At 63.9% G+C, this 24,093-nt stretch carries 20 protein-coding genes and 1 riboswitch; of the genes, 8 read left to right on the forward strand and 12 right to left on the reverse strand.

Features of this window, described 5'->3' with window-relative positions; genetic code table 11:
• The first annotated feature begins 298 nt into the window (after positions 1-298).
• Both JQ597_RS27360 and JQ597_RS27365 read left to right on the forward strand, forming a co-directional pair.
• Positions 299-1,561 (forward strand): PQQ-dependent sugar dehydrogenase, encoded by a 1,263-nt coding sequence (locus JQ597_RS27360; protein ID WP_212268556.1) that lies wholly within the window; start codon positions 299-301, stop codon positions 1,559-1,561.
• A gap of 177 nt (positions 1,562-1,738) precedes the next feature.
• Positions 1,739-2,317, forward strand: a complete 579-nt coding sequence (locus JQ597_RS27365) for a c-type cytochrome (RefSeq protein WP_249148241.1) — start codon at positions 1,739-1,741, stop codon at positions 2,315-2,317.
• Positions 2,318-2,361: 44 nt separating this feature from the next.
• Here JQ597_RS27365 and panE read toward each other — a convergent pair whose 3' ends face one another.
• The 4 genes from panE to JQ597_RS27385 all read right to left on the reverse strand — a co-directional run bounded on the left by panE (position 2,362) and on the right by JQ597_RS27385 (position 5,643).
• The gene (gene panE / locus JQ597_RS27370; protein WP_212268560.1) at positions 2,362-3,282 is read right to left on the reverse strand and encodes a 2-dehydropantoate 2-reductase; all 921 of its coding nucleotides are present in this window, start codon (positions 3,280-3,282) and stop codon (positions 2,362-2,364) included.
• 189 nt (positions 3,283-3,471) lie between these two features.
• Positions 3,472-4,209, reverse strand: coding sequence for an SDR family oxidoreductase (locus JQ597_RS27375; protein WP_212268562.1), 738 nt, complete (start codon positions 4,207-4,209; stop codon positions 3,472-3,474).
• A 134-nt stretch (positions 4,210-4,343) separates the two neighbouring features.
• On the reverse strand, positions 4,344-4,949 hold the full coding sequence (locus JQ597_RS27380) for a 2-hydroxychromene-2-carboxylate isomerase (RefSeq protein WP_212268564.1): 606 nt from the start codon (positions 4,947-4,949) through the stop codon (positions 4,344-4,346).
• 88 nt (positions 4,950-5,037) lie between these two features.
• Entirely contained in the window at positions 5,038-5,643 is a 606-nt protein-coding gene (locus JQ597_RS27385) for a DUF2239 family protein (protein ID WP_212268566.1), read from the reverse strand.
• A gap of 134 nt (positions 5,644-5,777) precedes the next feature.
• Here JQ597_RS27385 and JQ597_RS27390 point away from each other — a divergent pair, with 134 nt between their 5' ends.
• Entirely contained in the window at positions 5,778-6,443 is a 666-nt protein-coding gene (locus JQ597_RS27390; protein ID WP_212268568.1) for a glutathione S-transferase family protein, read from the forward strand.
• 155 nt (positions 6,444-6,598) lie between these two features.
• Here the strand turns inward: JQ597_RS27390 and JQ597_RS27395 are convergent, their stop codons facing one another.
• From JQ597_RS27395 to ggt, 3 genes are all read right to left on the reverse strand, one after another.
• Entirely contained in the window at positions 6,599-7,969 is a 1,371-nt protein-coding gene (locus tag JQ597_RS27395) for a serine hydrolase domain-containing protein (protein WP_212268570.1), read from the reverse strand.
• A 36-nt stretch (positions 7,970-8,005) separates the two neighbouring features.
• Positions 8,006-8,902 carry an SDR family oxidoreductase gene (locus tag JQ597_RS27400; protein WP_212268572.1) on the reverse strand — a complete coding sequence of 299 codons (897 nt, stop codon included), beginning with the start codon at positions 8,900-8,902 and terminating at the stop codon, positions 8,006-8,008.
• A 213-nt stretch (positions 8,903-9,115) separates the two neighbouring features.
• The gene (gene ggt / locus JQ597_RS27405) at positions 9,116-10,864 is read right to left on the reverse strand and encodes a gamma-glutamyltransferase (RefSeq protein WP_212268575.1); all 1,749 of its coding nucleotides are present in this window, start codon (positions 10,862-10,864) and stop codon (positions 9,116-9,118) included.
• Positions 10,865-10,993: 129 nt separating this feature from the next.
• Between ggt and JQ597_RS27410 the strand changes: the two genes are divergently transcribed.
• A complete protein-coding gene (locus JQ597_RS27410; RefSeq protein ID WP_212268577.1) occupies positions 10,994-12,382 on the forward strand; it encodes an MFS transporter in 1,389 nt (462 codons plus the stop codon).
• A 146-nt stretch (positions 12,383-12,528) separates the two neighbouring features.
• Here the strand turns inward: JQ597_RS27410 and purH are convergent, their stop codons facing one another.
• The 3 genes from purH to JQ597_RS27425 all read right to left on the reverse strand — a co-directional run bounded on the left by purH (position 12,529) and on the right by JQ597_RS27425 (position 17,488).
• Positions 12,529-14,121 (reverse strand): bifunctional phosphoribosylaminoimidazolecarboxamide formyltransferase/IMP cyclohydrolase, encoded by a 1,593-nt coding sequence (gene purH / locus JQ597_RS27415; RefSeq protein ID WP_212268579.1) that lies wholly within the window; start codon positions 14,119-14,121, stop codon positions 12,529-12,531.
• Between the two features lie 19 nt (positions 14,122-14,140).
• A riboswitch (ZMP/ZTP riboswitch) is annotated at positions 14,141-14,221 on the reverse strand.
• Between the two features lie 49 nt (positions 14,222-14,270).
• Complete coding sequence (locus tag JQ597_RS27420; protein WP_212268581.1) at positions 14,271-16,025, reverse strand: heparinase II/III family protein; 1,755 nt, start codon at positions 16,023-16,025, stop codon at positions 14,271-14,273.
• A 116-nt stretch (positions 16,026-16,141) separates the two neighbouring features.
• Positions 16,142-17,488 carry an RsmB/NOP family class I SAM-dependent RNA methyltransferase gene (locus JQ597_RS27425; RefSeq protein WP_212268583.1) on the reverse strand — a complete coding sequence of 449 codons (1,347 nt, stop codon included), beginning with the start codon at positions 17,486-17,488 and terminating at the stop codon, positions 16,142-16,144.
• Positions 17,489-17,693: 205 nt separating this feature from the next.
• On the opposite strand from JQ597_RS27425, the gene JQ597_RS27430 reads away from it, so the two are divergent.
• Positions 17,694-17,918 (forward strand): DUF1674 domain-containing protein, encoded by a 225-nt coding sequence (locus tag JQ597_RS27430; protein ID WP_212268585.1) that lies wholly within the window; start codon positions 17,694-17,696, stop codon positions 17,916-17,918.
• 52 nt (positions 17,919-17,970) lie between these two features.
• On the forward strand, positions 17,971-18,558 hold the full coding sequence (locus JQ597_RS27435; protein ID WP_212268587.1) for a thermonuclease family protein: 588 nt from the start codon (positions 17,971-17,973) through the stop codon (positions 18,556-18,558).
• A gap of 54 nt (positions 18,559-18,612) precedes the next feature.
• Here JQ597_RS27435 and JQ597_RS27440 read toward each other — a convergent pair whose 3' ends face one another.
• Positions 18,613-19,125 carry a L,D-transpeptidase gene (locus tag JQ597_RS27440; RefSeq protein ID WP_212268589.1) on the reverse strand — a complete coding sequence of 171 codons (513 nt, stop codon included), beginning with the start codon at positions 19,123-19,125 and terminating at the stop codon, positions 18,613-18,615.
• 421 nt (positions 19,126-19,546) lie between these two features.
• On the opposite strand from JQ597_RS27440, the gene JQ597_RS27445 reads away from it, so the two are divergent.
• Complete coding sequence (locus JQ597_RS27445; protein ID WP_212268591.1) at positions 19,547-20,380, forward strand: DUF6600 domain-containing protein; 834 nt, start codon at positions 19,547-19,549, stop codon at positions 20,378-20,380.
• A 13-nt stretch (positions 20,381-20,393) separates the two neighbouring features.
• Positions 20,394-21,929 (forward strand): DUF6600 domain-containing protein, encoded by a 1,536-nt coding sequence (locus JQ597_RS27450; RefSeq protein ID WP_212268593.1) that lies wholly within the window; start codon positions 20,394-20,396, stop codon positions 21,927-21,929.
• Between the two features lie 75 nt (positions 21,930-22,004).
• Here JQ597_RS27450 and acs read toward each other — a convergent pair whose 3' ends face one another.
• Positions 22,005-23,957, reverse strand: a complete 1,953-nt coding sequence (acs, locus tag JQ597_RS27455; protein WP_212268595.1) for an acetate--CoA ligase — start codon at positions 23,955-23,957, stop codon at positions 22,005-22,007.
• Between the last annotated feature and the right edge of the window lie 136 nt (positions 23,958-24,093).

The raw sequence follows: 24,093 nt of genomic DNA on the forward strand, positions 1-24,093 counted from the left end.
GCTTTTGTGGAAGCCCGCCCATCGGACGCGCATCGTTCGATCCGGGCGTTACGTTCGCTTGCAACAAATATTGCGGTGCAGCGCGCACTCCCGCAAAGAGTCCAAAAACAAAACCCGACGAAGAAAATTTTGCACTCAATCTAATTTCGTCTGACAGGGTAGCGCAGCCCACGCTTTTCTCCTGAAATAGATGTGCTACCATTTTACGGTCTATTCCACCTCACCTGACCAAGTTCGCCTCTCGAACGTTCAAAATAATAACAGGCGCAGCCTCCAAGGCTGCATAGGGAGTGACGCGATGAAATCGGCTTTCCATCGATCTATTCTTGCGCTCACGGCGATCCTAGTTGTCGCGGCGGCCAGCCAGGCCAACGCGCAACAGAAGCCGCTGAAGAAATACGAATCCGGCACCAAGGAGTTCTGGACCAACCCGCCGCCCGACTGGTTTCTCGGCGACGAGACCGAGGCGCAGAAGGGGCAGGCGCCGCCTTCCGGCCCGCCGACCGGCGCATCGGAGGCCGAACTCGCCAAGCTGATCCCGAAGATCAAATTGCCGGCGGGCTTCAAGATCGAGGTCTACGCCTCCAACGTTCTGGAGGCGCGGCAGATGGCCAGGGGTGACAAGGGCACGCTGTTTGTCGGCTCCTTCAGCCTCGGCAATGTCTACGCGATCAAGGACAATGGCGGCAAGAGAGAGGTCAAGACTGTCCTCAAGGGCCTCACCATGCCGACCGGCCTCGCCTTCGTCGATGGCGCGCTCTACGTCGTCGCGATCAACAAGCTGATCAAATACGAAAACGCCGAAGCCAATCTCGACAATCTCGGCGCCGGCAAGGTGGTGTATGACGACATGCCGTCCTACGTCGCGCATGGCTGGAAATACATCGCGGTCGACAAGGAAGGCTGGTTCTACCTGCCGTTCGGACCTCCCTTCAACATCGGCCTCCCGCCCACCAGCCTCTCGCAGATCCGCCGCGTCGATCCCAAGACAGGCAACGCGGAAATCTGGGCGCTCGGCGTCCGCAACAGCGTCGGCGGCGACGTCGATCCACGCTCGGGGCGATACTGGTTCACGGAGAACGCGCGGGACTGGATCAGCGACGACTTGCCGAGCGACAAGCTCAACATGATCTCGAAGATCGGCGAGCATTTCGGCTATCCCTACTGCCACCAGGGCAATATGCCGGATCCGAAATTCGCGATGGGTCACAAGTGCTCGGAATTCACCCCGCCCGTGCTCAATCTCGGCGCGCATGTGGCGCCGCTCGGCATGAAGTTCTATACCGGCAGCCAATTCCCCGCCGAGTACAAGAACAACATCCTGATCGCCGAACACGGCTCCTGGAACCGGAAAAAGTACCAGGGCGCCCGGATCAAGCGCGTCATCGTCGGTCCCGACGGCAAGAACGCCAAGCAGGAGATCTTTGCTTCCGGCTGGCTCGAAGGCGACCAGGGCTATCTCGGCCGTCCCAACGACATCATCATCGACAAGGACGGCTCGATCCTGGTGTCCGACGACTGGGCCGGTGCGATCTATCGCATCAGCTACGCCAAGAAGTAAGGCGCAAACGAACAGGCGAGGCTGCGGTTACTCGGGATCGAGTGGCCGCAGCTTCGCGTTTTGGAATGGAACATGCTCGTCATGCCCGGACTTGATCCGGGCATCCATCAACGCAAAATTTCTTGAAGAGAGATGGATGGCCGGGTCAAGCCCGGCCATGACGACGGGAGAGCTATGATGCGACTTGCGTTTACCGGGATCCTACTAGCAGCAGCGATGATCTGCGGCCCCACCCATGCCGCGGATATCGCCGCCGGCAAGGCGAAGGCCGAATTGTGCGTCGGGTGTCACGGCGAAAACGGCATTTCGCAGATGGAGAACATTCCCTCGCTCGCGGCGCAGCCGGACATGTTCATCCAGTGGCAGCTGGTGTTCTACCGCGCCGGTGCCCGCAAGAACGAGCAGATGCAGCCGGTCGTCGAGCAGCTCAACAACGAGGACATCCGCAATCTCGGCGCCTATTTCGCGCAGCTATCGCCGCCGAAGGCGCCGGCCGACGACAAGCCGGATCTGTCGAAGAAGGGCGCGCAGGCGGCCGTGGGCGGGCGTTGCGCGTCTTGCCACCTGCCGGACTACGCCGGCACCAAGGCGGTCGCCCGCGTCGCCGGGCAGCGTCAGGATTATCTCATCAAGGCGCTGCACGACTACAAGTCAGGGGTGCGGTCCGGCGGCGGCATGGCGGCGATGGCGAGTGTCGCCTATTCCCTCAGCGAAGAGGAGATCGAGGCGCTGGCGCATTATCTGGCGCATTTGTAATTGCTGTCGTCCCGGCGTTCGCCGGGACGACAACGAATAAAACCTCACCCCCGCTGCTTTTCATACGCCTTGAGATGGGTGTAGGTGATGCGCAGTTTCGGCACCGGAATTTTCGCGGCGTCGGCACGGGCGACGAGATCGCCGATGACGTGATCGGCTTCGACCGGGAATCCCGCCTTGACGTCGCGGAACATCGAGGCGGTCATGGGCGAGCCTTCCGCGGTCAACAAACCACGGGTGCGCTGGAAGAACGGCCCACCGGGCGCAAAGCCTTCCGCTGATGCGACCGCGCTGCATTCATCGAGCATGCCGAGCAGGAAATCCTTGCCGCCCGTCACCGCCAGGATGTTGCCCACTGAAGTGCGCATCAGGCAGGTCGAGGCCGCCAATGAGGCCAGGAATACCCACTTCTCCCACATGTCCTGCATGATGTGTTCGCTGGCAACAGCGCCAATGTTGCCGCTGGTGAAGATTTCAGAGATCGCACGGACGCGATCCGACATCTTGCCGTCGCGTTCGCCGAAATTGAGCGACTGCATCGGCTCCAGCTGCACCACCTCGCGCGCCTCGTTGAGCGTCGCGGCAATCGCACAGAGGCCGCCCAGCACGCGCTCCGCGCCAAATCTTTCGTCGAGCACATTCAGGTGCAGCATGCCATTGAGCAGCGGGATGATCGCGGTATTTGGGCCAACCGCCGGCGCAAAGGACTTGATCGCGTCCTCGAGGTCGAACGCCTTGCAGCTCAGCAGCACCACGTCGAATTTTTCGCTGAGCTTGTCGGCCTGCACCGTCGGCGGATTCTTCAGCGTGACGTCGCCGGCAGGGCTCTTGATGACGAGGCCGGCGGAGGCGAGTTCAGAGGCCCGCTTCGGCCGCACCAGAAACGTCACGTCGCGCCCGGCCTGAAGCAACCTACCGCCGAAATATCCGCCGATGGCGCCGGCGCCGACCACGAGAATGCGCATCGTTCAACTCCGTTTTGTTCTAGCTTACTTCATCCAGAGAGCCGGAGATATCACGGTCCTCGTCATGCCCGGCCAGTAGCGCGAAGCGCGTCTTCGCGCTAGGTGTGCCGGGCATCCACGTCTTAACACCGCAGCAGCAAGCAAGACGTGGATGGCCGGGTCAAGCCCGGCCATGACGGAAAGAGCGTCCTACCACTTCTCCCCGAACGGGCGAATCTCCAGCTCGAACGTCCAGGCGCTGCGCGGCTGCTGGTAGAGCTGCCAATAGGACGCCGCGACCGAGGCCGGCGGCATCAGCAGATCCGGATTGTCGAGGGCTTCCTTGCCCCAGAGCTGTTCGCGGCGCTCGCGCACCCAGGCGGTATCGACGCCGGAATCGATGATCAGATGCGCAACATGGATGTTCTTTGGCCCGAGCTCCCGCGCCATCGATTGCGCCACCGCGCGCAGGCCGAATTTCGCGCTGGCAAAGGCAGCAAAACCACTGCCGCCGCGCAGGCTAGCGGTGGCGCCGGTGAAGAAGATGTTGCCCTGGCCGCGCGGCAGCATCAGCCGCGCCGATTCCCGGCCCGCCAGGAAGCCGGCCCAGCAGGCCATCTCCCAGACCTTTCGAAACACGCGGTCGGTGGTCTCAAGAATCGGGAAATTGACGTTGGCGCCGACATTGAAAATGCAGACCTCCAGCGGCGCGTGCGCGTCGGCGTCGTTGAGGAAGGCGGCGACCTCGTCCTCCTTGCGCGCATCGAGCGAGCGCGCCACGATCGACCCGCCTGCTGCCTCGATCTCCTTCTTCAACGGCTCCAGCTTGGCGCCGTCGCGCCGGCCGGCGAACACGGTGAAGCCTTCGGAAGCGAATTTCTTGGCAATTTCGCCGCCGATGTAGTCGCCGGCACCGATCACCGCGACGGTGGCGTTTCGTTTTTGCATTGGTGAACTCCGCTGATTCTGTGTCGCCGTCATTCCGGGATGGTCCGAAGGACCAGACCTCAGGTGCGCAATTGCGCATCGGGGAATCTCGAGATCCCGGGTTCGCTTCGCGCCCCGGGATGACGACTGCGTCGTCATTTCCCCGAAATCATCTCCTCGACTTCGCGCAACTGCTCCTTGCCGAAGAACATCTCCTTGCCGACAAAGAACGTCGGCGAGCCGAATGCACCGCGCTCGACCGCGGCTTGCGTGTTCTCGATCAGCTTTGCCTTTACATCCGCGTCCTGTGAGCGGGCCAGAAGTTTGGCGGCATCGAGGCCGGAGGAGGCCAGTGCCTTCGCCGCGACTTCCGGATCGTCCATCTTCTTCGGCTCGACCCACATGTGATGAAATGCAGCTTCGACATACTTCTCGAACACGCCTTCCAATTGCGCGGCGACTGCTGATCGCATCAGGTTCAGCGTATTGACGGGAAAGAACGGATTCCAGGTGTAGGGCTTGACGCCAAAGCGCTTGACGAAGCGTTCGGTCTCGATCGCGTGGAACTCGCGCTTGTTCTTGACGCCGGCGAGCGTCTCGGCCGGCGACTTGTTGTTGGTGGCCTTGAAGATGCCGCCGAGCAGCACCGGAACATATTCGAATTTCGCGCCGGTGCGCTTTTCGATCGCCGGGATCGCCTCATGGCTGAGGAAGGCGTTGGGGCTGCCGAAATCAAACAAGAATTGCGGATTTAGGCTCACGGCGGTCTCCCTCGGACGGTTCTTATATGATCCCTATCATTTCAATCAACCTAGCGGGTCCGATCAGCCGGATCAACCGGACTTCGTCTCAAGCTTCACGGTGAAATGCCGGAACTGCCAGCCTTGCAGCATGGTCCCGCACATCCGCGGGCCATTCGGCGATTAACTGCTCGAAACGTTTGGCGTCGCTCGCGAACAGTGCGCGGATCGCTTCCTCGAAATGCGGCCGGTTGCCGGCCATGGTCGACATGAAACGATAGGCGGCCTCCTGCGCAAGGCGGATGCTATCGCTGCCCTCGTTGTTGCGGCGCGCCTCGTCGACCAGTTTCCGGATTGCGACCGAGGCGCCCCCTTTTTGCTGCGCCAGCCAGTCCCAATGCCGCGGTAACAACGTGATCTCGCGCGCGACCACGCCGAGTTTCGGGCGGCCGGGACCGCGCGGGGCGGCGAGGGCGGTATCTTCATCCGTGGACGGTGGCTCCGGCAGCGGAATCCGCGCCACGACGTCGTCGACCGAGCCGCGGAAGTCGACATCGACCAGCGCGCTGGTCCTGCCGTTGAAAATCAGGATCGAGGCCTGCGGCTGCCGCCCGAGCGCCTGCCTGGCGGAACGGGCGACCTCGCGCAGATCGCCCGATCCGACGCAGCTGTCTCCTTCAAAAGCGATGTAGGCGGCATCAGATGTGGGATTCACGGCTGTTCCTCGATTCTACCTTGGATATTACCCGGGTAAATTAGGTCTGTCAAAGCCCATACCCCGCCTTGAAGCCATCTCGACTTTCCCGTGCCCGGCTGGCACCAACGCGGCGGTCAATTTGGGGAGCGGCTATGCTGACGGTGCACCATCTCAACAATTCCCGCTCGCAGCGCGTGCTGTGGCTGCTCGAAGAGCTCGCCGTGCCCTACGAGATCGTGCGCTATCAGCGCCAGGGCGACATGCGCGCGCCGAAAGAGCTGCTCGCCATTCACCCGCTCGGCAAGTCACCCGTGATCACCGACAACGGCAACACCATCGCGGAGTCAGGCGCGATCGCCGAATACATCATAGGCACTTATGGTAACGGCAAGCTGATCCCCGCAGCAAATACACCGGAGCGGCTGCGCTACACCTATTGGCTGCACTATGCGGAAGGATCCGCGATGTCGCCGCTGCTGCTGAAACTGTTGTTCACGCTGATGCCCAAGCGCGCGCCGGCCTTGCTTCGGCCATTGGTGCGCAAGGTCTGCAATACGGCGCTGACCACACTGGTCAATCCGCAGCTCAAGCAGCACATGGATTACTGGGAAGGCGAACTGGCGAAAAGCGAATGGTTCGCCGGCAGCGAATTCTCCGGCGCCGACATCCAGATGAGCTTTCCGCTGGAAGCCGCCGCCGCGCGCGGCGGGCTGGAGGTCGGTCACCCCAAGGCAATGGCGTTCCTCGAACGCATCCACGCCCGTCCGGCCTATGCGCGCGCGCTGGAAAAGGGCGGGCCGTATGTGGTGGGACGCTAACCACTCCCGCGCTTGCGGGGTCGAGACGAGCGAAGCTCGCTCTTAGGTCGACGCGCGAAGCGCGGCGGGTGGGGGCTCTCTCCACACGAACAGTCTGAATCGCGGAGACACCCCCACCCCGGCGCTCCCCCGCAAGCGCGGGAGAGGGGGAAGATTCACGGCCCCACCACCGCGATCACTTCCTTCACCAATCGCGCGAGCCCGCCGATATCGCCGGTCGGATCGACGCTGTCGCCGAGGCGGACGACGACGAGACGCTGTGACGGCATGATCATAATGCGCTGGCCGAGATCGCCGGCCGCAAAGAACGCGTCGCGGGGAATGCCTGATCGCACGCGGCTCCTGGCGCTTTCTCGCTCGCTGCGATTGGTCCAGAACCCGGCGCCATAGTCGGTGTCGAGGGTCGCCGCGGCCGAGAAATCCACCCAGTCCTCGTGCAGCAGGCGCTTGCCGCCGACAACACCGTCATTGACAAACAGCAGCCCGAACCGCGCCCAGTCCCGCGCGCTCGCCAGCATGTTGGTCGATCCCTGCAGCGTGCCTGTCGCGTCGAATTCCAGCGTGACGTCGCGCATGCCGAGTGGATTGAACAATTCGCGCCACGCAAACGCCAGGCTCTGCTCCGGTCCGCCGGCGGCATCGCGAATGATCCGCGCCAATAGCTGCGTCGTCGGGCTGGAATAGGCCCAGCGCGTGCCCGGCGGCGCGACAAGCGCAGCTTTGACCGCGAAGCCGGCCATGTCGTCCTGCAGATAGACCATCTCGCTGAAGCTGTTGGTTTCGTCGAGCGCCAGCCCGGTGGTCATGCGCAAGAGATGCTCGACCTCGATCTCGCGCCTGAGATCCCCGCGCCATTCCGGAATCGGCGCGGGCATCGAGGGCGTGACAAGCCCTTGCTGGGTCAGCACCCCGATCAAGGCATTGATCACCGACTTGGTCATGGAAAAGCCGAGCAGCGGCGTGTTGACGCCGATGCCGCTGGCGTAGCGCTCGGCGATCACCTTGCCGTCGTGCACTACGACCACCGCCTTGGTACGACGGAACGGCGGCTCAGCCCGCTCCTCGAAGGCGTGCTCAAGCGCGGCCTTCAATGCGGGATTGGACGGCGCCACGACATCGGGGCCGGCAATCTCGCCCAGCAGCGGCGGCGATTTCGGTACCTTCAATGCGTCAATGTCGCTCTTGAGGATATACGGCTCCTTCGTTCCGTGCCGCAGCACACAGCCGAGCCCTTCATGATAGACAGCGCGGCTGCCAAACATCCACGCCGCCGACGCATCAACACTCATCGCAGTGTGATCAACGTAAAATCGCAGCGCCGTGCGCAGGCGGCGCAGTCCGGGACGCTCGATAGTTTCCGAAAACACGGTTTGCGGATCGAGGCCGGAGACGAAGGTCTTGGCGCAGATATTGTGCGCCACCACGCCGGTGGCGATGCGGATCGCGCGATCGGGACGGAGGATGATGCAAGCCGCCGCCGGCACGGCCAACACCAACCCGACAACGACCCATTTACGCCAGCCCACGCGCCTCTCCGCAGCCGACCCGACGGCGCAAGCGTTCTAGCCCGACTTCTGGGCCGCGCCAACCGAAGGCAGCGCCTGGACGGTGACGCCGGGTGGCGGGACGTCGTCATCGGGCACGAAGAAGTCCGACATCAGCGGCACCGATTTGTCGACACGGTAAGGCTCGAAGTCACGCACGCCGCTGGCATGGAGCACCTTGTCGTCGATGCAGAACTGGCCTGTGAATTCGCGGGAGGGTTTGGTGAAGATGACGTAAGCGGCGTCGCCCATGATTTCAGGCGTGCGGCTGGCACGCATCATCGCGTCGCCGCCGAGGAGATTGCCTACCGCGGCGGTCGCGATCGTGGTGCGCGGCCACAGCGCGTTGACGGCGACGCCTGCGGATCTCAATTCACCTGACAGCCCGAGCACGCACATGCTCATGCCGAATTTGGCCATCGTATAGGCGGTGGAATGCTCGAACCATTTCGTCTTCATGTCGAGCGGCGGCGACAGCATCAGGATGTGAGGGTTGGCGGCCTTCTTCAGATGCGGGATGCAATATTTCGACACCAGGAAGGTGCCTCGCGTATTGATACCCATCATAAGGTCGAACCGCTTCATGTCGGTCATCTGCGAATTGGTCAGGCTGATGGCGCTTGCATTGTTGACGCAGATGTCGATGCCGCCGAACTCGGCGACGGTCTTTTCGATCGCCGCGATCACCTGCGCTTCGTCGCGGATGTCGCAGAGCACCGGCAGCGCCTTGCCGCCGGCAGCGCGAACCTCGTCGGCGGCGGTGTAGATCGTGCCCTTGAGTTTTGGGTGCGGCTCCGCGGTCTTGGCCGCGATCGCAACATTGGCGCCATCGCGCGCGGCGCGCAGCGCGATCGCCAGCCCGATGCCCCGGCTGCCTCCGGATACGAACAGCGTCTTGCCTTTGAGGGATGTCATGGGACGACTCCAGGTTAGGGACGCACAAATGGTTATGCTCCCTCCCCCCTTGCGGGGAAGGGTCGGGGAGAGGGGTGGCGTCATCGGGACTACCCGTGTGGACCCCTCTCCCTAACCCTCCCCCGCAAGGGGGGAGGGAACGACCGAGCAAGATTGAAGAACAATCCTACGCCGATGCGTTCGTCAGGCAAACCGGCAACAGCGAATCGAAACCTATTGCCCCGCCGCTTCCGCGCCGCGGGTGCGCGGATCGGGCGCGCCGAGCAGGCCGGTGGGCGTCACGGCGATGGAATTGGCCGAGGTCTGGCCGAGCGGCACGATCACCTGATGCCCTCTGGCTTTCAGGGCGTCGAGCGTCTCTTGCGGAAAGCCGCGTTCCGCCCGCACTTCGTCGGGCATCCATTGATGGTGCACGCGCGGCGCGGCGACGGCAGCCGCAACATCCATCTTGTAATCCAGCGCGTTCACGACGATCTGCAGCACCGCCGAGATGATGCGGCTGCCGCCGGGCGTTCCCGTCACCAGCACCGGCTTGCCGTCCTTCAGCACGATGGTCGGTGACATCGACGATAGCGGCCGCTTGCCGGGGCCGGGCAGATTGGCCTCAAAACCCACCAGCCCGAAGGCGTTGGAGGCGCCGGGCGCCGCGGTGAAATCGTCGAGCTCGTTGTTGAGCAGTATGCCGGTGCCGTCGGCGACCAGGCCGACGCCATAGGGGAAGTTCAGGGTGTAGGTGTTGCTGACGGCGTTGCCACGGCTGTCGACAACCGAATAATGCGTGGTGTTGCTGCCCTCGCGTTGCGGGGTAATTTTCAAGACATCGGCCGATGGCGTTGCGCGTTCCGGATCGATGCTGGCGCGTTGCCTGGCGGCGTAATCCTTGGCGAGCAGGACTTGCATCGGTGCGTTGACGAAATCGGGGTCACCTAGATAGCGGGCGCGGTCGGCATAGGCACGCTTCATCGCCTCGATCATGACATGCAGCGAGGGGGCCGAGCCCTGCTTCATGTCGGACATCGGAAAGCCTTCGAGGATGTTCAGCGTTTCCAGCAACACCGTGCCGCCCGACGACGGCAGCGGCATCGAGACGATGTCGTAGCCGCGGTAATTGCCGCGCACCGGCGCGCGGAGCAGCGCCTGATATGATTTCAGATCGTCCGGCGTCATGATGCCGCCGGCACTGCTCACCGCCTTCGCCAGTTTTTCGGCGACCGGTCCTTCATAGAAGCCACGCGGGCCCTGTTCGGCGATCGCGGTCAGTGTGGCCGCCAGATCAGGCTGGATCAGCCGGTCGCCGTCACGCAGCTGCTCACCATCGGCACGGGAGAAAGATTTGGCGGAATTCGGCCAGCGCGCCATCCGGCGATACATGTCGGAGAGTGTGTCGGCCATGTCGTCGGCGACGATAAAACCGTCGCGCGCCAGTTCGATCGATGGCTGGATGATTTGCGCGAGGGTGAATTTGCCGGAGCCGTATTTCTCCAGCGCGAGCGCCAGGCCCGCCACGGTGCCGGGCACGCCGATGCCGAGCGCCGAATTGCGCGATTTGTCAGTGTCGGGTTTGCCGTCGGCGCCGAGATACATGTCGCGCGTGGCAGCGGATGGGGCGGTCTCGCGATAATCGATCGCGACGTCTTCGTTGCGCTCGGCGGAATGAATCACCATGAAACCGCCGCCGCCGATATTGCCGGCGCGCGGATAGGTCACGGCCAGCGCAAAGCCGGTCGCGACCGCGGCGTCGACAGCGTTGCCGCCCTGCCGCAAAATGTCGGCGCCGATGCGGGCCGCGAGTTTTTCCTGCGCCACCACCATGCCCTGTTGGGCGGATACGGCGCGAACCGTGGCAAGGTCCGGCGGTGTATAGAGGCGGCGTTGCTCCTGCGCATAGGCCGTTGTGCCTGACGCAACGACGAGCGTGATGGTCACCAGCGCGCTACGCCACTTATTCGTGCAGAAAATCATCCAAAATCCGCCGCAGTTGGAGCCGGTGTGATGCCTGGCAATAGCACACGCATGATAATCGCATGCTATATGGGTTCGAATTCGGCGGGCAAAACGCCTTGTCGTGATCGATGAAGGAAATTCCTGGGTATGACGGTGACTGCTCCTCAGGCATCTGGCGCTGATACTTCAAGAAAATATCCGCCCCGCGCCGCCGTCGTCAGCTGGATCTTCTTCGACTGGGCCGCGCAGCCTTATTTCACGTTGATCACCACCTTCGTGTTCGCGCCGTATTTCGCAGGCTTCGTCGCGCCGGATCCGGCGACCGGGCAGGCGCTGTGGGGATTTGCCACCGCGGCCGCGGGGCTGATGATTGCGCTGATGTCCCCGATCCTGGGCGCGATTGCCGACGCCAGCGGCCGTCGCAAGCCGTGGATCGCAGGATTCGGCTTGTTGCTGGTGATCGGCTCGAGCCTGATGTGGTTCGGAAAGCCCGGCGATCCCAGCATTATCCCGACACTGCTGCTGTGTTATGCGATCGCAAGTGTCGGCGTCGAATTCGCCACCGTGTTCAACAACGCGATGATGCCCACGCTGGTGCCGCCGGACAAGATCGGACGGCTGTCTGGCACCGGCTGGGCCACCGGCTATGTCGGTGGTATCCTCAGCCTGATCCTGGTGCTTGGTTTTCTCGCCGCCAATCCGCAGACCGGACGCACGCTGTTCGGGTTCATGCCGCTGTTCGGCCTCGACCCGGTGACGCATGCGGGCGACCGCATCACCGGACCGCTGACGGCGCTGTGGTTCATGCTGTTCACGCTGCCGATGTTTTTGCTGACGCCGGACTATCCGGCAAAGCTTCCGATGCGGGCGGCGTTGCGCGAAGGTTTGAGCGAGCTGAAGCAGACGCTGCGCGAATTGCCGAAGCAGAAATCGCTGGCGACGTTCCTGCTCGCCAACATGATCTATACCGACGGGCTGGTGTCGCTGTTTGCCTTCGGCGGCATCTATGCGGCGGGCACGTTCGGCTGGCACACGATCCAGATCGGTACCTTCGGCATTGTCGCGGCGATCGCGGGCGTGTTCGGGGCCTGGCTCGGCGGCAAGCTCGATGATCGCGTGGGGCCGAAGCGCGTGATCGCGATCAGCCTCTTGGTGCTGCTGCTGGCGCTCGCCGCCATCCTGCTGGTCGACAAGGATTCGATCCTGTTCGTGAAGGTGGCGCCCCCCGTGCCCGGCGGACCGCTGTTCTCGGGTGCGGCCGAGCGCGCCTATCTCATCCTCGGATGCCTGATCGGCGGCGCCGGCGGTCCGCTGCAGGCGGCGTCGCGCACGCTGCTGATTCGTCTCGCGCCGCAAGATCGCATCGCGCAGTGTTTCGGGCTGTTCGCGCTGACCGGAAAGGTCACCTCGTTCGTCGGACCGCTGCTGATCGGCGTTGTTACGGCGGTGACTGCGAGTCAGAAGGCCGGCATGGCGCTGCTGGTGGTGTTTTTTGTTGTCGGGCTGGCGCTGCTGTTGCGGGTGAGGGAGAGGTGAGATTGCCCATCTCCCTCACCACGTCGTCCCGGCCTTGAGCCGGGACCCATAGCCGCAGGGAGAAGTTTTGCGAAAGGTCTCTGCTACCGAGGCTTCATCGTGAGATCACGCGGTATGGGCCCCGGCGTTCGCCGGGGCGACAGTAATCAATGCCGGAAATGCCGCACGCCGGTGAACACCATGGCGATACCGTGGTCGTCGGCGGCCTTGATCACTTCATCGTCGCGCATGGAGCCGCCGGGCTGGATCACCGCGGTGGCCCCGGCTTCGATGCAGGCCAGCATGCCGTCGGCGAACGGGAAGAACGCGTCTGACGCGACCACCGAACCCTTGGTCAGCGGTTCGGCGAGTTTCATTTCAGCCGCGGCATCCAGCGCCTTGCGGGCGGCGATGCGGGCGGAATCGACGCGGCTCATCTGGCCGGCGCCGATGCCGACGGTGGCGAGATCCTTGGCGTAAATGATCGTGTTGGACTTGACGTGCTTGGCGACGCGGAAGGCGAATTTGAGATCGCGCAGTTCGGCGTCCGTGGGCGCGCGCTTGGTCGCGACCTTCAGCGCCATGTCTTCGATCACGGCGTTGTCGCGGCTTTGCACCAACAGACCGCCGGACACCGTCTTGGCGGTGAGGCCCGGCTTGCGCGGATCTGGCAGGCCGCCGACCAGCAACAGCCGTAGATTCTTCTTTGCGGCGACGACAGCGATGGCTTCTTCCGTGGCATCGGGTGCGATGATGACCTCGGTGAAGATTTCGGTGATGGCGCGCGCAGCCTCTGCGTCGAGCGTGCGGTTGACCGCGACGATACCGCCGAAGGCCGACGTCGAATCGCAGGCCAGCGCCTTCTTGTAGGCGCCGAGCAGATCGCTGCCTTCGGCAACGCCGCAGGGGTTGGCGTGCTTGACGATGACACAGGCCGCGGTGCGGGCCGGGTCGAACTCGGCGACGCATTCATAGGCCGCGTCGGTGTCGTTGATGTTGTTGTACGACAGCTCCTTGCCCTGAAGCTGGCGCAAGGTCGAAACGCCCGGCCGCTTGTCGGGCGTCGCATAGAACGCCGCGGTCTGATGCGGGTTCTCGCCGTAGCGCAGCGACTGGATCAGTTTGCCGCCAAAGGCGCGGAAATCCGGCGCGTCGTCTTTCAGCTGAAGCGCAAACCAGTTCGAGATCGCAGCGTCATACGCAGCGGTGCGGGCGTAGGCCTTTGCCGCGAGGCGGCGGCGCAGTTTCAGCGAGGTCGCGCCGTTATTGGCGGCGAGCTCGTCGAGCACGGATTGATAGTCGCTGGCTTCGACGACGACCGCGACATCGTCGTGGTTCTTCGCCGCGGCGCGGATCATCGCCGGACCGCCGATGTCGATATTCTCGATGCAGTCCTCGTATCCGGCGCCTTTGTCGACGGTCGCCTCGAACGGATAGAGGTTGACCACCAGCAGATCGATCGGCGCGATGCCGTGCGCCTGCATCGCATCAGTGTGTTCCTTGTTGTCGCGGATCGCGAGCAGGCCGCCATGCACCTTCGGATGCAGCGTCTTGACCCGGCCGTCCATCATTTCGGGGAAACCGGTGAGGTCGGAGACGTCCGTCACCTTCAGCCCCGCGGCCGCGATTGCCTTCGCGGTGCCGCCGGTGGAGACGAGATCGACGCCGTAGCCTGCAAGCGCGCGGGCGAATTCAATCAGGCCGGTTTTGTCGGAAACGGACAACAGAGCGCGGGTGACGCGGCGGGGATGGTCAGTCATGGGCAAGATCCTCGGTTAAAGGGGGTGCCCAGGCGCGCGGCAGCTAGTCCCGCGCTTCCCGATGGTACTCCATCCAAGGTCGCCAGTCGCGCGAGCAGGGCTCGGTTAGCAGTTTTCGGCGGGTTTCACAACGGCAGGATCGGTTGTTTCTACAACGGCAATTCCGGTTCGCGCCTGGCGTTGCGGCGGGCGTTGGTGGCGGCGGCTGAGGTCGAGGAGCGCACAAAATTCCAGCGGATCGAGGTTGCCTGCCGCGAATCCTGCCGGATCACGATCTGGGCGGTGCGGCGGGGGCCGTCATTGCCGGCCAGGAAAACGCTGTCCTCGAGGTCGACCTTGTCGTCGAGCGCCTCGAAGGTCCAGACGTCGCGGTTGGGCAGCACCAGCATGACGCCGCGGGCGTCGGAAAGCCGGCTCGCCTTCACGGACGGGTGCAGGTGAAACCGCAAGGCAAAGTCGGTGCCGCTGCCCTTGAAGCGCGAGCCCGGCGCCGGCGACAGCGTATCCTCGCCGTCGAGCCGCGCGCCATCAGGCGCTATCATCAGCACGCGGCGGTGCACGACGCCAAATCGCGGCAGGTAGCCGTCATGCGATGTGGTCAGAAGATCGCCGCTCTCCACCGCTTCGCGATAGCTTTCCACATTGGCCGGGCCGCTAGTCACCGGCGCCCCCTGCAACAGCCGCTTCATCGCCGATATCTCGACGAACTGGCACGACGACGTCTCGTGATAGGTCAGGGTCGAATGCGCCGCGGTGCTGCGCGCAAAGGCGCGCCAATTGTCGCGGCCGGTCGAGGGCATGCCGCAATTGACGACGATCCGGCTCGGCCCGGAGGACAATTCGAACGCAAGGCAGCCGGCATGCGCGTCCTGGCTGATATTTGGCGGCGGCGGCGGGCCGGTGTCCATGATGACGGTGGTGGTGCCGGCATCGAGGCGCTGAAAGCCGGTATGCGGCATGTGCGCCATCGGCACGCCGTGGGTGTCGTCATAGGCCAGCAGCGTCGCCACCAGATCGTTCGGCGCGTTGCTCATGCCGTTGAACAGCGCAAAGGCGCCGTCGCCATGGCGGAAGAAGCGCAGCATCGGCATCATGCGGTCGATCGCGTTGAGCAGCGCCGGCGGCGGCGCGATATTGCGCGCGGCAAAGGTCTGGCGCAGCGGCAGCATATCGCTGAGCAGTTCGACCAGCGCGCCGGGATTGCGCGAGATGTGCCCGCCGTCGGGCAGGATCTGCCGCTGCAATTCGTCGGACAGCCGCCGGCTCGCGGAGCGGATATGTTTTGCCTGGTTGGCGAGGCACAGCGAGGCGTAGCAAAGCGCGATCAGCACCTGCACCCGCGGCACGCCGTCGGCGATGTCGAGCATGGTGTAGCGCAGATAGCGGATCTCGCGGGTCAGCCCGCGCAGATATTTGCGATAGAACTTGCCGTCGGTATCGCCGAGCACCAGCGGGGCCTGCGACAACAGCGAGATGACGCGGCGCGCCAGCACATCGGCGCGGCGCTCGAGCGGCCGCTTGCGGCCGGGATTCGAAATCCAGTCGTCGACCAGCGAACGGGCGTTGGCGCGGGTCAGCGCGGTATCGGCCGCGCGCAGATGGCGCAGCCAGCCGAAACCGAGCAGCGCCACTTCCCAATCTTCCGACGGCGGTTCGAGATCGAAGATCGAGCGGCCGTGGCAGGTCACGATCTTGCCGGCGAACACGAAACGGCCGGCGTAGATTTCGGCGGCGCGGGTGGCGTCGGCGGTGCGCAGATCATGCGGCGCGATGATCAGCCGGTCGGCGCGGCCCGGCCACAGCCGCGACAGCCCGACGGTACCGCCGCTGGCGCGCGCCATCACGCCCCGCGCAAAGCGGCTCGCGACCAGCGTCGTAATGCGTCTGCGTTGAGCGACCGACACGCCTAACCTTGATGGGAGGAGATCTTGTGGCGAATCCTTTTAATCCGGAAACGCGCCCAAGACACCATCTTGAAAGTGCGCGAATCACCCGGAGGTCGCGAAAAACAGGTGCAAAATCAGGATTTAACCAGCCGCGCGGCGTAAAATCCATCCAGCCCGCCAAGCCGCGGGTCGTCGTGGGGCAGATGGCAGGGCAGGGTACGCAAATCGCCGTCCGCTGTTACGATCTCGGCAAGGCCTGCGACTTCGCCGGCGTCCACCGGCGCGCGGCGCACGCCTGATTCGGTCGCGAGCAGCGCCGCCACCGCCTGCTCGCCTTCTTCCGGTTCCAGCGAACAGGTGCAATAGACCAGCGTCCCGCCCGGCTTGAGCAGGGCGATCGCCTTTTTCAGCAACCGGAGCTGCAGCGCGCTCAGCGCGGCGATGTCGGTTTCCTGGCGCAGCCAGGCCACATCCGGGTGGCGCCGGATGGTGCCGGTCGAGGTGCAGGGCGCGTCGACCAGGACGCCGTCGAATGTGCCGTCGCCGCCCGGCCATTCGGCGCCATCGGCCACGACGTCATTGGCCTGCAGCGACAGCCGCGAAAGATTGTCGCGCAGCCGCGTCATCCGCGGCGCCGAACGATCGACCGCGGTGACGCGTGCGCCGGCTTGCGCGAGCTGGGCGGTCTTGCCGCCGGGCGCGGCGCAGAGATCAACGATGCTCTTGCCATTGAGGTCGCCGAACAGCCGCGCCGGCAGTGCAGCGGCGGCGTCCTGTACCCACCACTGACCTTCGGTGAAACCGGGCAGCATCGTCACGGAACCCTGCAACAGGGTGCGCACCGTCCCGGTCGGCAGCGTTTCGCCGTGCAGGCGGGTCGCCCATTGCGGCGCGTCCGACTTGACGGTGATGTCGAGCGACGGTTCATGGCCGATCGCAATTGCCATCTCACGCGCGGTGGTCTCGCCATAGGCCGCGATCCAGCGCGCCAGCAGCCACGGCGGAATGTCCAGCGTCTGCGCCTTGACTTCGTCGATCAGCGGCTGGCCTTCGCGCGCACAACGCCGCAGCACGGCATTGACGAGGCCGGCATATTTCGCGGCGCGTCGGTCCGATTGCACCAGCCGCACTGAAAGGTCGACGGCGGCATGATCGGGCACGTCCATCCAGAGAATCTGCGCAGCGCCGATCAACAGCGCGCTTTGCGCGCGCGGCGCGTCGGTCGGAACGCCGCGGTCGAGCAGGCGCGACAACAAATGACCGAGGGTGCCGAGCCGCCGCAGAATCGTTGCAACCAGCCGCCGCATCAGCGCGCGGTCGCGATCGGCGAGCGATTTCAATCCGGGATGGGCGCCGGCGCCGTCGAGCTGCTCGTCGAGGGTGCGGTGCTTGTGCAGCACGCCGTCGAGAATGTCGGCCGCTATACGCCGCGCCGCGAGACCGGGAACTTCGGCAGGAACTGCGAATCTTGAAGGGGGCATGGAGAAGGAATATCTCGGAAAGTGCTGAACAGGGTTTCGGCGCATGCCATTGAAGTGAAGAACTTGGAAATGAAAAACTCCTTTGGCATGCGAATATGCCAAATGTAAGAATCGCTGCGCGGGTTTCACGATTGTGATGCCGGCATTGCGTTCATCCGTTTGCTAATGAGATGGGCCGCAGGAAAGTTTTGCCGGAAATTTCGCCATGACCGACGATCCCCGATCACCGTCTGCAGCTCTTCCCGGCGCCGCCCCCGGCAAGTTGCTGACGCCGGCCGCCCGGCGTGCGCTGGCCGAAGCCGAAGCGCGCCGGAAAGCTGCCGAAGCCACCACCGCTCCGGCGGCACAGAAGGAATTGCAGGGTCCGAAGGGGCCGGAGCCGACCCGTTACGGCGACTGGGAGCGCAAAGGCATCGCCTCGGATTTTTGAGGCGATGCGGTAACTTGCCGGAATAGCCGACTCATTCCACCATATTGGGAATATGTCCCCATATAAAAGAATAAATACTTATCGGACGCCGCACCGAAGTCCTTGGCGGCGCCGGTTCGCAGCGGCCTTGCCCTGGGTATTCGTGATTGGGGTTGTCGCGGGGACGATGCTGCCGCTGCGCCATTGGGTGCATTGGCCGTTGCCGCCCGCGGCCGACAGCCAGGCGGCGCGCGACGCCGAGACAATCTGGAAGAGCGCTGGCAGTCCCGATGTGCGTCACGCCGTCGACGTGATCCGCACCGTCGATGGCGACACGTTCGAGGCACGGGTGCAATTGCCGGATGGACTCGCGCTGAACACGCGGGTCCGCCTGCGCGGAATCGACACGCCGGAATTGAAGGCGGCCTGTCCGCAGGAATTGCAGATGGCGGAAGCCGCGAGCGACGCCCTGCGCGGCCTGCTCCGCGAAGGCGCGGTCACGATCTCGAATATCGGGCCGGACAAGTATGCCGGCCGGGTGGTGGCCGACGTGGCGACGAGGAAGACCACCAGCGTCTCGGCTGCGTTGCTTGCCGGTGGCCATGGGCGCAGGTACAGCGGCGGTCATCGCAACGGCTGGTGCGCGAACGCCGGGAAATAGAAAAAGCCGCGCTCGATGCGCGGCTCTCTCAAATTTCAAAACAGAGAATGCCGATCAGCGCGTCACCGTCACTTGCGTGCCGACCGAAACGCGCTGGTAAAGGTCGGTAATATCGGCGTTGAGCATGCGGATGCAGCCATAGGAGACAAAACCGCCGACCGAGCCCGGCGCATTGGTGCCGTGGATGGCGTATTCACCGCCGGCGAGCGTCATTGCCGCGACGCCCATCGGGTTGCTCGGCGAGCCGCCGGGAATGACGTTGGGCATGTTCGGCTTGTCGCGCTTCACTTCGGCGGGCGGCGACCATGCCGGGTTCTGATACTTGCCGTCGATGCGGGTGGTGCCGGCCCACTGCTTGCCGGCGCGGCCGACGCCGACCGGATAGCGCACGGCGCGGCCTTGTTCGAGAATGAGATAGAGGCGGCGCTCGTTGGTCTTCACGACGATCGTACCCGGCGTGTAATCGCCGCGGATACCGACCATTTCGGGCCGCGCTTCTGCCGCCGACGACATCAAAACGCCCACCCCGATGGTGGCGGCCAGCGCCACCGCAATCCTCATCGACATCAATTTCTCCCGCCCGCTCGCCCCCGTCAGGGGGTCCTCAAATGCCAACGCAAACCTATCAGAAATAGTGGTTTGCCGTCTCACCCACGCATTTTTAACCGCGTGTCTTAACCGGATGGTTTCCAAGCCGGCCGTGAGACCCGTTTCGATGGCGGAACAAAAGGAAATGTTCGAATTAAAGTAAATGACTTGAAAACAACACTCGTCCGGAAACGTCCCGGGCAGCGGTCGCCGCCCTGACGATTGCGTGAGGCCGTCAGGTCCAGGCGGCGGGGGCCTCGCCCAAAGGAGCGGCAGCAAGGGCGCCGGGCGGTACCAGGCCCCGAACATGACGAAAAATTAAACCGGAAGCCCCGAACTCGGCGTCGTGACGACGCGGCTACTGGCTGCGGCCCAATTCCGGGGCGCAGGAGTTCGTCTCATGCGAGCATTGGTTGAGATTGTTTTGCTGCGCCGAGCCGTCCGCGCCGGCGGCGGCCGCCTCACAGCAATACTGGCCGCATTGCTGCTGGGCCTGTTCGCGCTTTCGGCAACCGCCGTGGCGCAACCCTCCTACGATGTCAGGGAGGAGGTTCGCGACGAACCGGTGCAGGCCGAAGCCCGCGCGGTGCTGTCGCAGTATGGACGCTTCGTCCAGCACGCCCGCTTCGGCGAGGTGTGGGTGCCGACGGTGACGCCGCAAGGCTGGCATCCCTATCCGCCGTGCCAGTGGGTCAAGACCAAACAATATGGCTGGTACTACGACGACAAGACGCCGTGGGGCCAGATCGTGCACCACTATGGCCGCTGGTTCTGGGATCAGCAGATCGGCTGGGCCTGGGATCCCGGTTCGGAGTTCAGCCCCGGATGGGTGGTGTGGCGGTCTAGCCCCGAATGGACGGGCTGGGCGCCGATGCCGCCGGACCAGGCCTTCACCAGCATTTCGTCCGACCAGTTCAACATCAGCGACCAGTGGATATTCGTCGAGACCGCGAAGTTCAACGCCGGTTGCGACGCGACGCAGACGGCTCCGGTCGAACGCATTCCGGTAATTCTGCGGCAGACCAAATGGATCACCGCGCTCGAATTCGTCGACGGCATCGTCGTCATCGTGCTGCCGCCCTACCTGATCGGGCCGTTCGTCAATGTGCAGATCGGATTCGGTCCGTGGCCGGCGTGGTTCATGGTCCAGATGATGAAGAATTCCAATTTCGTGTGGCAGAAGACGTTGAACTCCAACGTCGCGAATGTCTGCACGCCGTCGAACGCGAAGTGAGGGAGCAATCATCATGACCCTTGCCCGGAACATCTCGATCAAGACCAGGACGATGCTCACGGCGATGTTCGCCGCAGCGCTTGCCGTCCTCGTGCTGTCAGCATCAACGCCGTCAGCTTTCGCGCAAGCGCCTGCGCAAGAATCTGCCCAAGGCTCTGTCAGCGTCGTGCCGCAGCAAGGCGTTGCGAAGCTGCAGGAGGAATTCCGCGGCGTGCTCACGAAATACGGCCGCTTTGTCCAGCACGCCAAATACGGAGAGGTGTGGATTCCCACGGTGACGCCGCAGGGCTGGCGTCCCTATCCGCCCTGCAACTGGGTCAAGACCCCAAAATATGGCTGGTACTACGACGACAAGACGCCGTGGGGCGCGATCGTCCATCACTACGGCCGCTGGGTGTCTGACGCACAGATGGGATGGATATGGACGCCAGGTGCGGAGTTCAGCCCGGGTTGGGTTGTCTGGCGCACGTCGCCGGAATGGGTCGGCTGGGCGCCGATGCTGCCCGACCAAGATGTTCAGACGGTTTCCACCGCCGACTTCAACAGTGCCGCTTACTGGATCTTTGTCGAGACGCAGAAGTTCGCGCAAGGCTGCAACGGCGCGGCGCCGCCGCAGCAGATCCCGGTGCTGCTGACGCAGACGACCTACGTTACCGACATCAAGCTCGTGTATGGAATCACTGTGATCGTGTTGCCGGGATACGTGGTCGGCCCGTGGATCGACATCGACATCTTCTTCTCGCCGTGGCCGGCCTGGTTCCTGGCGCAGAATTTGATCGACTGGAATTTCATCTGGAACAACCTCGCCGTCATGAGTGCGGTGGCTCCGGACTGCCCACAGGTAGGCCCAAAGCAGGGCGGCGGATACAAACCGTTGCCGGTCCACAACCCTGTGTCGCCGCTGCCGCCGCGTCTTGATCAGCCGATCGACAATGGTCCGCCGGTCGTCGTCGTGGTCCCGCCAGTGTGTCCGCGCGGCACTTTCATGGACCATGGCGTATGCCGCTTGCCGGACTTCTGCCGCCCGGGAATGGTGCGGGTGGGCAATCTGTGCGTATTCCCGACGAGGCCCGATCCGTTGCCGAAGCCGCCGGTGACCGAAAATCCCTGCGCCGGGCTCAGTGGCATTGCGCTGCGGCGCTGCCTCCACGCGCACCGGCCACATGGCGGCGACGACAAACCGCCGGTGACGGGTCCGGTTACAGGTACCGGCGACGGCCGGCCGGTCGGCAATCCACCGTCGTCGAACGGCGGCCATACCGGGCACAACCCGGTTGGCGGGGCATCCGGGGCAGGCAAACCCGATGGGCGGATTCCGAACGTGATCCGTCCCAACGGCTCGGGTGACAATGTGCGGATCAAGGAGCCGGTGCAGTTGCTGAACCGTCCGCCGCCGCCGATCTCAGCGCCGATGCGGCCGAATCCCAGTCCGGTGGTCATGGCACCGAGCGGCGGCGGCCTCAACAAGACGACGGTCGGCGCTGCACCGCCGACCGCGGCCCGGCCGCTGCCGGTGACCGTGCCGGAGAGGAAGACACTCACGCGGTGAGCGGCGGTTGAGGCGAAACAAAAAGGGCTCCGGTTATCTCGGAGCCCTTTGCAGTGATGGCAACCCTATTGCACGCTAAGCCCCCGCGCCCTTCTTGTTCTGCCGATTGTGCACGAGATCGTCGACCACGGCGGGATCGGCCAGCGTCGAGGTGTCGCCGAGGCTTGACGGTTCGTCCTCGGCGATCTTGCGCAGGATGCGGCGCATGATCTTGCCGGAGCGCGTCTTCGGCAGGCCCGGGGCGAACTGGATCAAATCAGGCGAGGCGATCGGGCCGATGTCCTTGCGCACCCACGCCACCAGTTCCTTGCGCAGCGCTTCGGTCGGCTCCTTGCCGGTCATCAGCGTCACGTAGGCATAGATGCCCTGGCCCTTGATGTCGTGGGGATAGCCGACCACGGCGGCTTCCGAGACCGCCTCATGCGCCACCAGCGAGCTTTCGACTTCGGCGGTGCCCATGCGATGGCCTGATACGTTGATGACGTCGTCGACCCGGCCGGTGATCCAGTAATAGCCGTCGGCGTCGCGGCGGCAGCCGTCGCCGGTGAAGTACTTGTTCTTGTAGGTCGAGAAATAGGTCTGCTCGAAGCGGGCGTGGTCGCCATAGACCGTGCGCATCTGGCCCGGCCAGGATTTGGCGAGGCAGAGATTGCCTGATGTTTCGCCGTCCAGCACCTTGCCGTCGGCATCGACGATCTCGGGCACCACGCCGAAGAACGGCCGCGTCGCCGAACCGGGTTTAAGTTTTGTCGCGCCCGGCAGCGGCGTGATCAAAATGCCGCCGGTCTCGGTCTGCCACCAGGTGTCGACGATCGGGCAACGCTCGTCGCCGACCACGCGGTGATACCATTCCCAGGCTTCCGGATTGATCGGCTCGCCGACCGAGCCGAGCAGACGCAGGCTCTTGCGCGAGGTTTTCTTCACCGGCTGGTCGCCGCCCTGCATCAGCGCGCGGATCGCGGTCGGCGCGGTGTAGAAGATGTTGACCTTGTGCTTGTCGATGACGTTCCAGAACCGCGAATTGTCCGGATAGTTCGGCACACCTTCGAACATCAGCGTGGTCGCGCCGTTCGCCAGCGGGCCATAGAGGATGTAGCTGTGGCCGGTAACCCAGCCGACGTCGGCGGTGCACCAGTAGATGTCGCCGTCGTGATAGTCGAACACGTATTGATGCGTCATCGACGCGAAGACGAGATAGCCGCCCGAAGTGTGCAGCACGCCCTTGGGCTGGCCGGTGGAGCCGGACGTATAGAGGATGAACAGCGGATCTTCGGCGTGCATCGGCTCGCACGGGCATTCCGTCGTCACCATCTTGGCGGCGTCGTGATACCAGAAGTCGCGGGTCGGGTTCATGTCGACGGCGCCGCCGGTGCGCTTGACCACGACGACCCAGTCGACGCCGCCGCTCTTGGCAATCGCGGCATCGACATTGGCCTTCAGCGGCACCTTCTTGCCGCCGCGCAGGCCTTCGTCGGCGGTGATGACGACCTTGGACTGGCAATCGGTGATGCGTTGGGCGAGGCTGTCAGGCGAGAAACCGCCGAACACCACCGAATGAATGGCGCCGATCCGCGCGCAGGCCAGCATCGCATACGCCGCTTCCGGGATCATCGGCAGGTAGATGGTGACGCGGTCGCCCTTCTTGACGTTCCTGGTGCGCAGGATGTTGGCCATCTTGCAGACTTCGTCGTGCAGCTGGCGGTAGGTGATGTGTTTGGACTCATTGGGATCGTCGCCCTCCCAGATGATCGCGGTCTGGTCGCCGCGCTTGTCGAGATGGCGGTCGATGCAGTTCCAGGCGACGTTCAGGACACCGTCCTCGAACCATTTGATCGAAATATTGCCGGGAGCGAAGGAGGCGTTCTCGACCTTGTGGAACGGCTTGATCCAGCCGATCCGCTTGCCCTGTTCGGCCCAGAAGGCATTGGGGTCGGCGACCGATCTTGCATACATCTCGCGATACTTGGCGTCGTCGATCAAAGCGCGCTTCGACCAGTCTGCCGACACGTCGTAAATCTTCTCGGACATCTTCCCCTCCGCTGATTGCGAGCCCTACCCGTAAGCGGTCGCAAGCCGTCTTGATTATTACGATGATTAGGCGTCGCAGGGGGCCCGGACAAGGCGGAAACATCTGCGACCTTGGTCGGTTCCCGCGCTTCCGGAC

It is taken from the genome of Bradyrhizobium sp. AUGA SZCCT0177, assembly GCF_018130125.1.
Lineage (GTDB): Bacteria > Pseudomonadota > Alphaproteobacteria > Rhizobiales > Xanthobacteraceae > Bradyrhizobium.

What these genes read in the sequence shown, in the direction of transcription:
- JQ597_RS27445 (WP_212268591.1), top strand. Translation starts at nt 19,547, where the DNA reads ATGCGAGCATTGGTTGAGATTGTTTTGCTGCGCCGAGCCGTCCGCGCC.
- purH (WP_212268579.1), bottom strand. Translation starts at nt 14,121, where the DNA reads ATGACTGACCATCCCCGCCGCGTCACCCGCGCTCTGTTGTCCGTTTCC.
- JQ597_RS27375 (WP_212268562.1), bottom strand. Translation starts at nt 4,209, where the DNA reads ATGCAAAAACGAAACGCCACCGTCGCGGTGATCGGTGCCGGCGACTAC.
- JQ597_RS27390 (WP_212268568.1), top strand. Translation starts at nt 5,778, where the DNA reads ATGCTGACGGTGCACCATCTCAACAATTCCCGCTCGCAGCGCGTGCTG.
- JQ597_RS27450 (WP_212268593.1), top strand. Translation starts at nt 20,394, where the DNA reads ATGACCCTTGCCCGGAACATCTCGATCAAGACCAGGACGATGCTCACG.
- JQ597_RS27400 (WP_212268572.1), bottom strand. Translation starts at nt 8,902, where the DNA reads ATGACATCCCTCAAAGGCAAGACGCTGTTCGTATCCGGAGGCAGCCGG.
- JQ597_RS27440 (WP_212268589.1), bottom strand. Translation starts at nt 19,125, where the DNA reads ATGTCGATGAGGATTGCGGTGGCGCTGGCCGCCACCATCGGGGTGGGC.
- ggt (WP_212268575.1), bottom strand. Translation starts at nt 10,864, where the DNA reads ATGATTTTCTGCACGAATAAGTGGCGTAGCGCGCTGGTGACCATCACG.
- JQ597_RS27365 (WP_249148241.1), top strand. Translation starts at nt 1,739, where the DNA reads ATGCGACTTGCGTTTACCGGGATCCTACTAGCAGCAGCGATGATCTGC.
- JQ597_RS27410 (WP_212268577.1), top strand. Translation starts at nt 10,994, where the DNA reads ATGACGGTGACTGCTCCTCAGGCATCTGGCGCTGATACTTCAAGAAAA.
- panE (WP_212268560.1), bottom strand. Translation starts at nt 3,282, where the DNA reads ATGCGCATTCTCGTGGTCGGCGCCGGCGCCATCGGCGGATATTTCGGC.
- JQ597_RS27430 (WP_212268585.1), top strand. Translation starts at nt 17,694, where the DNA reads ATGACCGACGATCCCCGATCACCGTCTGCAGCTCTTCCCGGCGCCGCC.
- JQ597_RS27360 (WP_212268556.1), top strand. Translation starts at nt 299, where the DNA reads ATGAAATCGGCTTTCCATCGATCTATTCTTGCGCTCACGGCGATCCTA.
- JQ597_RS27435 (WP_212268587.1), top strand. Translation starts at nt 17,971, where the DNA reads ATGTCCCCATATAAAAGAATAAATACTTATCGGACGCCGCACCGAAGT.
- JQ597_RS27425 (WP_212268583.1), bottom strand. Translation starts at nt 17,488, where the DNA reads ATGCCCCCTTCAAGATTCGCAGTTCCTGCCGAAGTTCCCGGTCTCGCG.
- acs (WP_212268595.1), bottom strand. Translation starts at nt 23,957, where the DNA reads ATGTCCGAGAAGATTTACGACGTGTCGGCAGACTGGTCGAAGCGCGCT.